Genomic DNA, 12,119 nt, shown 5'->3' with positions numbered 1-12,119 from the left:
CTGTTTTCTTAGGCGCTGCGGCAGCTAGTTGAGGTATTTACATAGATTGAAGCCGAACTGTACCTCAGCGTGGTTATCGGGGTCGAGGCCGCACCGGATAGTAAGAAAATCGAAGAAGTGACCGCCCGCGCAGTGACAGTTTTTCTGCTCGCTTATCGGGCCTGACTTAGGGCAAAAAAAAGCGTATGTCGCCATACGCTTTTATTCCTGTCACCGTGAATATCAGGCGCCGTAATAGGCGCTGGAATAGAGTGTTTTCACATCTTGTACTGTTGGCTGATTGGGATTAGTCAGGGTGCACGGATCATCCACCGCGTTGTGGCTCATCCGGTCGAGTACCTGCATAAATGCGGCCTCTTTAATTTCAACCTCGCCGCATTGCCCAAGGGTCTCTGGAATATTCAGACGCTTATTCAGGTCCTTAATGGCGGTAATCAGGTTGCCAATACCCAGCGCTTTCTCCAGTTTCTGGTATTTATTGGTATAGATAGAATTATATTGAATGATATACGGCAGCATAATGGCGTTTGCCAGACCATGCGTAATACCAAACTCCCCGCCAATCTTATGCGCCATAGAATGCACCAGCCCCAGAGACGCATTGGTGAACGCAATGCCCGCCAGTGCAGAGGCATTGTGCATATGCATACGCGCATTCAGGTCATTTGGCGACAAATAGGCGATTTCCAGATATTCGAACACCAGGCGAATGGCTTCAACCGCATAGGGATCGGTAAAGGAGTTGGCGGCAGTCGAGACATAGGCCTCAAGCGCATGTGTCATCACATCCATCCCGGTATGCACGGTAACATGCGGCGGCATTTTTGCCGGAATGGTCGGGTCCAGAATGGCGATATCCGGCACCAGATCTGCCGCCACAATCGGATATTTGATGTGATGAGCCGTATCGGTGATAACCGAGAATGCGGTGATTTCAGAGGCGCTGCCACTGGTGGACGGAATGGCGACAAAACGGGCTTTATTACGCAGTGCGGGCATTGAGCCGACGGGAATAATGTCTTCAAACGTCAGGTGCGGATGCTCGTAGAAACACCACATCACTTTTGCCGCATCCAGCGCGGAACCGCCGCCGAGCGCCACAATCCAGTCCGGTTCAAATGCCAGCATGGCTTTCGCCCCACGCCAGACCGTTTCAACAGAGGGGTTGGGTTCGACATTATCAATGACGGTGCATTCCATGCCAGCTTTCTTCAGCTCGCTTATGGCCCTGTCCAAAAAACCAAAGCGCTTCATTGAACTGCCGCCCGTAACCAGCGCGGCTTTTTTCCCTTTAAGGGTTGCCAGATGTTCTAATGCGTTTTCGCCATAAATAATACTGCGCGGAATAGAGAATGAAAGTGTCATAGAAGACTCCATAAATTTAAGATAAAAGATTGGGTTTTATTTTGCGCGCAGGCAGAAAAAGGAACGGGAAATAAGATGTGCGCAGAGTAAAAGCAAATCTTTGGCAGGACACCGGGCGATTGTGGCAGCAATGCCCGAAGGAATTTGTGATGAAAGCGGAGGAATTAGACCGTACCGTCCAGGGCGACTTTTTTCGCGTGCGCAAGAAGAAGATGGGCGTTAAGCAAAGTGCGCTAAAGCGCGGACAGGCGGTTCAGCGATTGTCTGCCCCGCCTGAAAAAAAGTGGCAATTAAAGCCCCGGATACTCGGGTGAAGGATCCGGCCAGGGTGTTAACAAATCAAAACCGCTGTCGGTAACCGCCACCATATGTTCCCACTGCGCCGAAAGAGAACGGTCTTTGGTGACCACCGTCCAGCCGTCGGACAGCACGCTTGTCGCGGCTTTACCGGCGTTGATCATCGGCTCAATGGTAAAAATCATCCCTTTTTTCAGTACCAGCCCTGTCCCCGGGCGACCATAGTGCAGGATCTGCGGTTCTGCGTGATATTCCTGCCCCACGCCGTGGCCACAGTACTCTTTCACCACTGAAAAACCGGCAGACTCCGCCACCTGCTGAATAGCCGCGCCGATATCACCCAGTGTCGCGCCGGGGCGTACGGCTTTAATCCCGGCAACCATCGATTCATAGGTGATATGGGTCAGTCTTCTGGCACGCACGGAGGGTTCACCCACAAAATACATGCGGCTGGTATCGCCGTACCAACCATCCTTGATGATCGCCACGTCAATATTGATGATGTCACCCTCTTTGAGGCGTTTCTCCGACGGAATGCCGTGACACACCACATGGTTGACCGAGGTGCAGACGGTGCGGGTATAGCCGTTGTAACCAATATTCGCCGGGATCACCTTTAATTCGTGGCGAATGAAATCATGGCACAGCTTGTCGATCTCATCGGTTGTCACGCCCACGCGAACGTGGGGTTTGATCATCTCCAGTACTTTTGCCGCAGCGTGGCCCGCCGCGCGGGCCATTTCAATCTCTTCCTGAGAGTGCAGTTTGATGTTTGTCATCTGGCTTCATGCTCCATTTGCAATGACAGCGGCTCATCGTCAATCAACTTATTGATATCTACGCCGCCCTTAAGCTCCGCCCGAACCAGCAGGCGAGAGAGTTCCTGATGCGTTAAATGCGGATACAGCTCTGAAAGCATGCCGATTTTCAGCCAGTGCTCTGCCTGTGAATTGATTGAACGGCTCAGTGCGTTACTGGCAAGACGCAGGTTTTCATGCATCAGGTCCGAGATTTTAACGATACCCATGGTCTATGTACCACCTTATACGAATCATATATGAAACGTATAATACATACTCTAAACCTGAAGGGGAATTTATTAATTCGCCTGCTAAAGACGGAAAAACACGCTTTTCCCTATGCAATTTGCCAAAAGCAGCCTAGATTTTGTGAACAAGGGGATTTTTCCGATTTACCGCTACAGTAGCAAAAGGAAGAGAGCACACATGGCCCTTCACCCGGCAACACAGTTTTTGAATTCGTCACAAACCATTCGGCTACCGGTTTTCAGCGCCGAGCTTGCTTTTATAAAAAACGTTGAAGAAAAACTGGCTTCGTTAAATTTACCGGTCAGTAACAAAGCGGTGATTCTGGCGATTATTCGCCACATCGAAGAGGAGCGAGACCCGGAAAAAACAAGGATGTACCGCAGTGCTCTGGAAATGGTTGTCAGTAGAACGCCTGACGATCTTTGAAAAGCGTGACGACAAAACCCTCACTTCGAAAAGTGAAAAACAACAGCTTTTCTGCTCAGGTATTTTTATCTGCGATCGTCACGGTTCAGCGGAAGCTGAAAAAGCCATAATAATTCGATAGTTAATGTTTTTTATCACCAATACCTGGCGAAACACTATTCATTTTTAGCAGTTTGCTATTTTTTACGGTTTGCTGGTTCCAGCCAGTTCCCTTATCTGCCGTATGGTCGACAAGTTTGATACTTTCCTGAACCTCTTTAATAGCAGCCAGAATGGCTTCCCGCCGTGATTCCCGCTGTTCTTGTTCGAGATTACGGGCAAGTTGAGCAATGAGTGCCTCGTGGGAAATAGGGGCATCCGCTTCAAGCAGCTCGAGAATGGCATCACCCATAACCAGTTCCACCAGACTCTCTTTGACATTTTTAATCATGCTGACTCCAGAATGCATTTCATGCGAATTAGCGATGACAGTAGCCGCAGATAATTAATCAGCCTCGCGGCTCAACAATACTCGCAAGATATCAGCATAATGCGCTTCAAGTTCGGGGCGAGTATTTTTTTCAATACATCCAGCAACGGCAATGCAGAGACTATGGCGAGTAATATACCGCCCTTCACGTAACATTTGGATAACAATAGCGCCTAATGTCTGCTCCAGACTAAGCTTCCCATTACCCGAGTCGCCCGCCGTCTCCTGCGGGCCGTCACTGTGTGAGTTATTCATATTTCACCTTACTTATGCATTCAGGAAAATACCTTACGGACAGTAACCATTAACAATGCTAAACAATAAGCATGGCGGGCATTGTGGCATTAGCCGCACATAATTGAAAGGATATCCGATCCTGTTAGCAAAGATAACTGCCCCGGAACAGTGACATTAAAAGCATGATACGTTAAAAAACAGTGTGTCTCACAATGTCAGGCGTTTAAGATTTTACTTATCTAATTAATATCAAAGCCAAATAACTTACTGAAACAACAACAATAAAAAAACCGAAGGTGAGTCATCACCTTCGGGGTGGTTTAATGAATCTGATATCTGCTGTGGTAAATTCCGCTGTGAGGTTGGGGCGAAAAATGCTGGTGCGTTCGCACCTCATCAATCGCCCGGGAATAACTCATTCGCAGGTTCCGGTCAGTTGCATTACCCCGTTTATCATCAAGAGTGTGAATTAGTGTGTCATGCGTTATTTCTGCGCCACACTCAAGTAATTGAATCAACGCCTCGCTAATAAGAATTTCTGTGGCTTTGTCGATTGTTTTTACTGTCATCATCGCCTCCTCATGATTTATATGTCAGGCTGCGGATATTATCAATGCGCGCAGCCTGGTACATTCATTTACTGCATTTTACGCAAAACCATTTTCCTGGCTTCCTGATAAATAGCCTTACGTTCTGCAATATTTGTTTTCTCCTCTTCCATCAGAAGAGTCAGGCTTAACCCGCGCGTGGTGACGGGTAAATTGTTTTTAATTAAATATGCTGCTGCGAAGCCTATCGCTTCACGAATCAGTTCATCCCGGGTCAAATTTACGTTACCGGATGGTTTAGTCATATAAACGAAAAAGTCTCCTGTTTCTTTTAGAAAGAAAAATTTACATATGTCAGATACAAGCAATCAGGCATGAATAATTAATGAGATTGGATGCGTAAATATCTCGCCACCCGTATTTCATAAAGAATCGGGGTATCCGGAAAATCATTATGAGCCGGATAAATAAAGGCAAAGCGTCCCCTTCCCTGTGCCAGTTAGCAAGGCAGAGTGTCAGGATATAAATGAAATCCAAACGCGATTCGCAACCCGATTAACGTGCCTGAACAAGACCCGTAAAAGAGTGCTTAGCCTTTCCCGGGGCTGTTTTAAAGCCGTTTTTTACGGCACGGGTACGTTACTGAAAACTAATTTTCAGTAAGTGAGCTATGGTCATGGCGGGCATTCTTGAGCAGCGAGTGCCCCAGCCAGATTTGAGATAATTGGTATTCATTCGTCACCTCCTCAGCGTGTTGCGTTAACATCATCATTAGTGACTCACGTGATATTTCCTTGTTACTGGTGATATGGCGCAGTACTGCTTCACCGATCGCGACATAACCTAACTCATGTTTATCAATGGTTTTTACCAAACCCACCTCCTTTATTTTCAGCCATAAATAATGTCTTGCATTTTTATTATAGCCAGGCGGTTATTCGCCAAATAATATTCAGGGGATTCTTAACAGGATAATTGAACGGATGAAAGGCTTGAACAGGCTGTGATCAGGGGGAATTATGTTGCGGGATATAAAGCGAGGAGCGGAACAGAGTGAAAGGATTATCACGTAGCGGTGGCTGAACAATGCGAGAAGAATAAGCGGAGGGTGGACGGAAGTGAGCGTCTCACTTCCAGCACCGGACATAGAACAGCATGTGCATTACATTTCGACACTATGCCCCATGCAACGCGATGGCAAATCCCTGCTCCCGCCAGTGGGTAAACTGTTCTTGCTGATGACGCGATAACGCTTTACCGGTCCAGACAAAAATGTGCAGGCCAGGAAAAAGCTCCGGACGAAGGGTTTCCAACGGCTCCGCGAGGACGTCAATATTCCAGTCATGCTGAGACAACCGCCAGGCTTCCAGCCACATCCGGGTGCGATCATCGCTGCCCCAACCAACAAACAGCGCATCTTTCCCCATCTTCTTACGAGAACGGGTAAGGCATAAGACGGCGTAATCAATTAAGACACCATCTAATAAACTACACATGGCGCGAGCAGTACTCTGATCGAGCGAAAGCCGTTGGCGTACAGGGACAAAGACATGATCGATAAGAACATCGGCGGTATGCTCCCGTCCCATCGCCATAATCAAGGCACGTAATTTTGCAGGGCGAACCTGCCTTAATACAGACATCACCTCTTCCTGAAGCGACTCCCAGCCATCATGGGAATCCACTTTTTTATCTTCAAGAAGCGCTTTGACTTTGCCGACCGGAACGCCGCTTTCAATCCAACGTTTAATTTCCTCAATCCGTTGAATATCTTCTTCGTCGAATTGTCGATGACCCCCTTCACTACGCTGAGGTTTCAACAATCCATAGCGACGCTGCCACGCACGCAGCGTGACAGGATTTATTCCACATCGTTCAGCGACATCGCCAATACTGTAAAAGGTCATTGCTTCCCTCAATTCAAACCCTATACGTTACACTTCACATTCACTCTTCTGTACAGATTGTACAATTTTCATAACTTGTACAAGACAGAACGTGCTCATGAGCAAGCATAACCGGAAATAGGCCATGTGCAAAAATGGATTTTGTTTCACCGAAGCCAACGCACAGAGAGAAAAGGCTGGCTTCCCCATACCGCCGGAAACACGTTGCGGCAAGGGAAAGCCAGTTGCTCACAGCAGATGGAATTTAAAGGCCACCTCTTTTTTCCGGCCACGCAATGGCAGGAATAGCCCCGGATGCAGGAGGGGCAAAAAGATAACCCTGGAATTGAGAGATACCCGCCGACTCCAGCCACATCCACTCTTCTGCCTTCTCCACCCCCACGGCCGAAACCATGATTTCCAGAGAAACGCAGCATTTGATGATGGCCTGAATAATGGCCTGCCGGGGACCGCTTTTATGGACATCTTTGATCAGGTCGCGATTAATTTTGATCCGCTCAGGCTGGAATTGCGCCAGCAACAGCAGGCCTGCGAATCCGGCGCCAAAGTGATCGATGGCCACCCGAAACCCGGCTGCTTTCAATAACCTAACGGCATTCGTAAACTCATCCAGGCGGGAAATAATTTCATTTTCGGTGAACTCAACAATGACCTGTTCAGGCACCAGACCGTTAGTTTTAATGGCATCTAAAAGAAAACTAACCGCTCCGGGAACATTCACCAGCGTCATTGGCAGCAGGTTCACGGAGAGTGTCTGAGTCCCCAGATTCAGTGCGGCCGCCATCGCAAACGCCACCTGTTTACTTTTGAGATCGGCCTCATAGATTTCATCACGGCCAAGCCCTTCGAACCAGGCTTGTGCCGAGTGGCCCTCAGGCGTACGGATCAGGGCCTCAAGTGAAACCACTTGCCGGGCGAAGGGATCGATAATGGGCTGGAAGGCAAAATAGCAGCCAGCCTCGCGATCAGGGGGCAAGATTTGAGAGAATGAATCGTTTTCATCCGTCACAAACTCCCAGGCATCACCCGGTGGAATCTCAAAATAGTTCTCTTTTTCCAGGTCTTCTACAAACGTGCGAAAGAACTGAAGTGCGCGATCTTCATAGGTCAGTTGGTATCTGGAGGTGCCTTTATCAAGCACATGCTGCAGAACTTCTTCTCTGTCATATTCACGTAAATCAAAGAGTTCCATTCCTGACTTACCAAATCGCCGCAGAGGGGCGTAGTCGCGCAACAACTCAACCAGGTTGTAGTGCCGCTTATCGTTACAAATATGCTGATAAATAGCAGAAACACTTTCCTCAGGGCCTTCAAGCAACTGGAAAAAGTGGGTGCCGTTGAAAAGCAAAATCCCGGTGATATCCGCCTCACCATTTTTGAGATTCGCAGCAGCAACCATCTCCTCCAGCACGCTAAAGGAGACGTTCTCGCAGATATGGCTGCGGTAAATAAGAGTTGTGAGCATGAGTAATCCGAGAGAGAGCGTTGTAAATGCCACAATGACAGCGTTTACACAGGCAACCTTGTAAACAATCATGACCAAAGGCGGGTATACAACAGGTGAATGTGGAGACGACAGTCCCAACATCCATGTGGTTTTTTATGTCATCGCAGATAAACGCGTCCCAAAAGTGTAGCCTGGAATAGTGAAATGTGCTGATTTTATGCTTCCTATCTTCTTGAAAATAAAGATATAGCATTTATTGTTTAAAATCATTGTCAAATTTGTACAATTTTTATGTACAGCTTTTCTATAGTTGTATAGCTTAACGCTTTCAATTATTGACAACGGGTTATACAGGAGTGATGTATGCACCAGAACGGCTACCTTCCGGACACAGCGAATGCCATCGCTCGCTATTTCAGCGCTGCGGATCTTCCGTCACAACAAGAAACGTTAGGGCAGATTGTGGTGGACATCCTGCGGGACGGTCGGCATCTGAACCGTAAATCACTTTGTACAAAGTTACTGAGCCGTCTTGAGCAGGCGTCAACGCCAGAAGAGGAACGCCATTATCAGGGGCTTATCAGCCTGCTTTTTGGTAATGATTAAGCCAAATGCAGTAAAAGTATCCTGATAAATCAAGTCACTTCTGAGGGTTAAGGTGTCAGCCTGATTCCTGTCGAGAAATGACTTCATGCCGCGTTTCATTCATGAACAGAGCGGCAAGCAGAGATGCAGTTATGAATAGTAGTGATAATGAACAACTGACAGATGAATTGATTGGAGAGGCGCTGCTTTTTCTTCTTAAAGAAAATGGCCCGATAAACACCCTGGCCCTCATTGCCCGGCTGCAAGAGATGGAGAGCAGCGAGCAGGATAGCCAGAGACGGGCGGTGCTTATACGTCTGATCGAGGAAATCAGCAGTAATAAATTTGCCTCATCCCGTGTTCAGAATGGGAATGAGCAATATGAGAACATCAGAGACGCCGGAGATAATGTCTATCCATTATTCGGCAATCGCCAACGGCAGGGCCGCAGTAAAAAGCAGTGATAGCTGATGGCCCCATTACAGAAAACTATACTAAGGCGTGAAAATGAACCAGGTGATGATTGAAAAATCAGAGCTTTATAAGAATTTGCCCAACAAGACATTGTCTGATTATTTTCGTAACGCTGGCGATTTATTGGCCGAAGAGGCGATTATTCTCGGGGGCGTGATCCGCAGCATTCTGGCTTACGATGGTCAAGTGACCAACAAAGCCATCATCCTGCGGCTGATTAACCTGATGGAAAATACAGAAGATGTCGTCAGAAAGGACATTCTTCGCAAAACCCTGGAGATCGTGGTCGATCATACGATGGACGATATCTGATCTTCGCAGGATCGGAAGGCACAACGGATCATGACCATCCAAAGACCGCTTATTCTTCAACCAGCGCCTGCGCACACGCCCAGGCGCTGGCCCATGCCCACTGAAAGTTATAGCCGCCCAGCCAGCCGGTAACATCCATCACTTCACCAATAAAATAGAGCCACGGTACCTTACGGGCTTCCATCGTGCGTGAAGAGAGTTCGTTGGTATCGACACCGCCGAGCGTCACCTCCGCCGTGCGATAGCCTTCGGTGCCGTTAGGCTGCACGCGCCAGTTCGTCAGGGTGTCGATCAACGTTTCCTGCTCGCGGCTATTGAACTGCTTAAGCGTGACATCCGGGATCTGCCCCAGTTGTTGCAGACACTCCACCAGCCGTTTCGGCAGTTGCATCGCCAGCGTGTTTTTCAGGCTTTGATTCGGGTGCGCCTGGCGCTGCTCGTTCAGCAGACTGTCGAGATCGCACTCCGGCAGCAGGTTGATAGTGACGAACTCCCCCGCCTGCCAGTAGCTGGAAATTTGCAGCACCGCTGGCCCGGAAAGGCCGCGATGGGTGAAAAGCAGGTTCTCTTTAAATACCGTGCCGTCTTCTGCGGTAATCACAGACGGCACCGAGACGCCGGAAAGCACCTGAAATTGTTCCAGCAAGGGTTTATGCAACGTGAACGGCACCAGTCCGGCACGTGTTGGCAGCACGTTCAGGCCAAATTGTTCAGCGAGCTTATAGCCAAACGGTGATGCGCCCAGACCTGGCATAGAAAGCCCGCCGGAAGCGACCACCAGTTTTTTCGCCGCCACCGTGTCACCATTCAATTGCAACGTGTAGCCATCGTCATCACGGGAAACACTCAGGACTTCGCTACGCAAACGCAGCGTCACCTTGCCTTTTTCACACTCTGCCACCAGCATGTCGACAATCTGTTCAGCAGAGTCATCACAAAAGAGCTGGCCCAGCGTCTTTTCATGCCAGGCGATCCCGTACTTGCCCACCAGGTCAATAAAGTCCCACTGGGTATAACGGGCAAGGGCAGATTTGCAGAAATGGGGGTTCTGGCTGAGATAAGCCGCAGGCTCGACATAAAGGTTAGTAAAGTTGCAGCGACCACCGCCGGACATCAGGATTTTACGGCCAGGCTTCTTGCCATTATCCAGTAATAGCACGCGTAACCCCGCCTGCCCCGCCTGAGCTGCACAAAACATTCCCGCCGCACCGGCACCGATAACAATGGCATCAAACCGTTCCACACTAAAATCCTCTTCATTATGTCGCGGCGGATTGTAAATAGTTCAGGGTGGTCACACCAGCACGAATACGCAGACCAATATCCATTATATTGAAAAATATAAGAATATGCTTAAAGCAAAGGAGGCGAACCAGAAAGAATGTCAAAAAAAGTCCATTTTTCACTTTGCCGATGCTGCCAAACTCCCTGATAATGCGCCGCGTTCATGTCCTCAAAATGGCGTAACGTCCTATGCTACATTTATTTGCCGGTCTGGATCTCCATACCGGGCTGTTACTTTTGCTTGCTCTGGGTTTTGTTCTGTTCTACGAAGCGATCAATGGCTTCCACGACACGGCGAACGCAGTGGCAACGGTTATCTATACCCGCGCTATGCGCTCACAGTTGGCTGTTGTTATGGCAGCGGTATTTAACTTCTTCGGCGTACTGCTGGGTGGGTTAAGCGTGGCCTATGCGATTGTGCATATGCTACCGACCGATTTGCTGCTTAACGTCAGTTCAGCACATGGCCTTGCCATGGTTTTCTCTATGTTGCTGGCTGCGATCATCTGGAACCTCGGTACCTGGTATCTCGGCTTGCCTGCCTCCAGCTCCCACACCCTGATTGGCGCGATTATCGGTATTGGTTTAACCAATGCCCTGATGTCCGGCACCTCGGTAGTGGATGCGCTTAACATTCCAAAAGTGCTGAACATTTTTGCCTCCCTGATTGTCTCGCCAATTGTTGGCCTGATTTTCGCGGGCGGGCTGGTGTTCCTGCTGCGTCGGTTCTGGAGCGGCAGTAAAAAACGCGCGCGTATTCACCTGACGCCCGCGGAGCGTGAAAAGCAAGATGGCAAAAGAAAGCCGCCTTTCTGGACGCGTATCGCGCTGATTCTTTCTGCTATTGGCGTGAGCTTCTCTCACGGCGCGAACGATGGGCAGAAAGGTATTGGTCTGATCATGCTGGTACTGATTGGCGTAGCACCTGCGGGCTTCGTGGTTAACATGAATGCCTCAGGTTATGACATCACCCGTACCCGTGACGCGGTGAACAACGTGGAAGTGTACTTCCAGCAGCATCCGGAGCTTCTGCAGAAGGCAACGGGCGTAGCGCAACAACCGCTGACGCCTGCGGAAACAGCGGCAACACCGGCACAGTTCCACTGTCATCCGAGCCGCGCCATTATCGCACTGGATCGTGCTAAAGAGATGCTGACCGGGATTGAAAGCTACGACAAACTCGGCGTGGAGCAGCGCAGCCAGTTGCGTCGCATCATGCTTTGTCTGTCGGATATCACCGACCAGGTCGCGAAGCAGCCTGACGTCAATGCCGACGACCAGCGTCTGCTTAAGAAACTGAAAAGCGACATGCTGAGCACCATCGAATACGCGCCTATCTGGATTATTATGGCCGTCGCGCTGGCATTAGGTGTGGGTACGATGATTGGCTGGCGTCGTGTGGCGACTACCATCGGCGAAAAAATCGGTAAGAAAGGCATGACTTACGCGCAGGGCATGTCCGCACAGATGACTGCCGCAGTCTCCATCGGTCTGGCAAGCTATACCGGTATGCCCGTCTCCACCACGCACGTACTCTCGTCCTCAGTAGCAGGGACGATGATCGTCGATGGCGGCGGTCTGCAACGTAAAACCGTCACCAGCATTTTGATGGCCTGGGTCTTTACCCTACCGGCGTCAATCATCCTTTCGGGCGTGCTTTACTGGTTAGCCCTCAAGCTGATTTAACAACGAAACGGGTCAGGAAACTGGCCCGTTTTT

17 protein-coding genes are annotated in these 12,119 nt (G+C 49.3%); 6 read left to right on the top strand and 11 right to left on the bottom strand.

The features are described from left to right. Positions 1-69 precede the first annotated feature (69 nt). The gene (locus ACS0RQ_RS01420) at positions 70-165 is read left to right on the top strand and encodes a hypothetical protein (RefSeq protein ID WP_499079257.1); all 96 of its coding nucleotides are present in this window, start codon (positions 70-72) and stop codon (positions 163-165) included. Between the two features lie 57 nt (positions 166-222). On the opposite strand, the gene ACS0RQ_RS01415 is transcribed toward ACS0RQ_RS01420, so the two are convergent. The 3 genes from ACS0RQ_RS01415 to ACS0RQ_RS01405 form a co-directional block, all read right to left on the bottom strand. Further along, positions 223-1,365, bottom strand: coding sequence for an iron-containing alcohol dehydrogenase (locus ACS0RQ_RS01415; RefSeq protein WP_075203625.1), 1,143 nt, complete (start codon positions 1,363-1,365; stop codon positions 223-225). A 290-nt stretch (positions 1,366-1,655) separates the two neighbouring features. Then, positions 1,656-2,441: a type I methionyl aminopeptidase gene (gene map / locus ACS0RQ_RS01410; RefSeq protein WP_271849319.1), complete on the bottom strand. Its 786-nt coding sequence runs from the start codon at positions 2,439-2,441 to the stop codon at positions 1,656-1,658. Further along, entirely contained in the window at positions 2,438-2,689 is a 252-nt protein-coding gene (locus ACS0RQ_RS01405; protein WP_271849320.1) for a ParD-like family protein, read from the bottom strand. Before ACS0RQ_RS01405 ends, map begins: the two co-directional genes overlap by 4 nt. Before the next feature lie 112 nt (positions 2,690-2,801). Here ACS0RQ_RS01405 and ACS0RQ_RS01400 point away from each other — a divergent pair, with 112 nt between their 5' ends. Further along, the gene (locus ACS0RQ_RS01400) at positions 2,802-3,137 is read left to right on the top strand and encodes a biofilm development regulator YmgB/AriR family protein (protein WP_271849321.1); all 336 of its coding nucleotides are present in this window, start codon (positions 2,802-2,804) and stop codon (positions 3,135-3,137) included. A 121-nt stretch (positions 3,138-3,258) separates the two neighbouring features. On the opposite strand, the gene ACS0RQ_RS01395 is transcribed toward ACS0RQ_RS01400, so the two are convergent. The 7 genes from ACS0RQ_RS01395 to ACS0RQ_RS01365 form a co-directional block, all read right to left on the bottom strand. Then, positions 3,259-3,567, bottom strand: a complete 309-nt coding sequence (locus ACS0RQ_RS01395; RefSeq protein ID WP_271849322.1) for a hypothetical protein — start codon at positions 3,565-3,567, stop codon at positions 3,259-3,261. A gap of 54 nt (positions 3,568-3,621) precedes the next feature. Beyond that, on the bottom strand, positions 3,622-3,861 hold the full coding sequence (locus ACS0RQ_RS01390; RefSeq protein ID WP_071194997.1) for a hypothetical protein: 240 nt from the start codon (positions 3,859-3,861) through the stop codon (positions 3,622-3,624). 302 nt (positions 3,862-4,163) lie between these two features. Further along, complete coding sequence (locus tag ACS0RQ_RS01385) at positions 4,164-4,415, bottom strand: hypothetical protein (protein WP_271849323.1); 252 nt, start codon at positions 4,413-4,415, stop codon at positions 4,164-4,166. Positions 4,416-4,480: 65 nt separating this feature from the next. Beyond that, on the bottom strand, positions 4,481-4,696 hold the full coding sequence (locus ACS0RQ_RS01380) for a hypothetical protein (protein ID WP_041851293.1): 216 nt from the start codon (positions 4,694-4,696) through the stop codon (positions 4,481-4,483). A 344-nt stretch (positions 4,697-5,040) separates the two neighbouring features. Next, a complete protein-coding gene (locus ACS0RQ_RS01375) occupies positions 5,041-5,265 on the bottom strand; it encodes a hypothetical protein (RefSeq protein ID WP_271849324.1) in 225 nt (74 codons plus the stop codon). A gap of 301 nt (positions 5,266-5,566) precedes the next feature. Next, complete coding sequence (locus ACS0RQ_RS01370) at positions 5,567-6,298, bottom strand: MerR family transcriptional regulator (RefSeq protein WP_271849325.1); 732 nt, start codon at positions 6,296-6,298, stop codon at positions 5,567-5,569. Positions 6,299-6,542: 244 nt separating this feature from the next. Then, a complete protein-coding gene (locus ACS0RQ_RS01365) occupies positions 6,543-7,763 on the bottom strand; it encodes a diguanylate phosphodiesterase (protein WP_271849326.1) in 1,221 nt (406 codons plus the stop codon). A gap of 345 nt (positions 7,764-8,108) precedes the next feature. On the opposite strand from ACS0RQ_RS01365, the gene ycgZ reads away from it, so the two are divergent. The 3 genes from ycgZ to ACS0RQ_RS01350 all read left to right on the top strand — a co-directional run bounded on the left by ycgZ (position 8,109) and on the right by ACS0RQ_RS01350 (position 9,116). Next, complete coding sequence (ycgZ, locus tag ACS0RQ_RS01360; RefSeq protein ID WP_041851289.1) at positions 8,109-8,351, top strand: regulatory protein YcgZ; 243 nt, start codon at positions 8,109-8,111, stop codon at positions 8,349-8,351. Between the two features lie 131 nt (positions 8,352-8,482). Next, positions 8,483-8,794 carry a hypothetical protein gene (locus ACS0RQ_RS01355; protein WP_334633457.1) on the top strand — a complete coding sequence of 104 codons (312 nt, stop codon included), beginning with the start codon at positions 8,483-8,485 and terminating at the stop codon, positions 8,792-8,794. Positions 8,795-8,849: 55 nt separating this feature from the next. Next, positions 8,850-9,116 (top strand): biofilm development regulator YmgB/AriR family protein, encoded by a 267-nt coding sequence (locus ACS0RQ_RS01350; RefSeq protein ID WP_041851440.1) that lies wholly within the window; start codon positions 8,850-8,852, stop codon positions 9,114-9,116. Positions 9,117-9,165: 49 nt separating this feature from the next. Here ACS0RQ_RS01350 and ACS0RQ_RS01345 read toward each other — a convergent pair whose 3' ends face one another. Beyond that, complete coding sequence (locus tag ACS0RQ_RS01345) at positions 9,166-10,359, bottom strand: BaiN/RdsA family NAD(P)/FAD-dependent oxidoreductase (protein ID WP_271849328.1); 1,194 nt, start codon at positions 10,357-10,359, stop codon at positions 9,166-9,168. A gap of 230 nt (positions 10,360-10,589) precedes the next feature. Here ACS0RQ_RS01345 and pitA point away from each other — a divergent pair, with 230 nt between their 5' ends. Further along, on the top strand, positions 10,590-12,086 hold the full coding sequence (gene pitA, locus ACS0RQ_RS01340; RefSeq protein ID WP_041851286.1) for an inorganic phosphate transporter PitA: 1,497 nt from the start codon (positions 10,590-10,592) through the stop codon (positions 12,084-12,086). Positions 12,087-12,119: the final 33 nt, after the last annotated feature.

The organism is Phytobacter diazotrophicus (genome assembly GCF_052061655.1).
GTDB lineage: Bacteria > Pseudomonadota > Gammaproteobacteria > Enterobacterales > Enterobacteriaceae > Phytobacter > Phytobacter diazotrophicus.
Note: the sequence above shows the minus strand (reverse complement) of the source record. Positions and strands in the feature narration are given on the sequence as shown.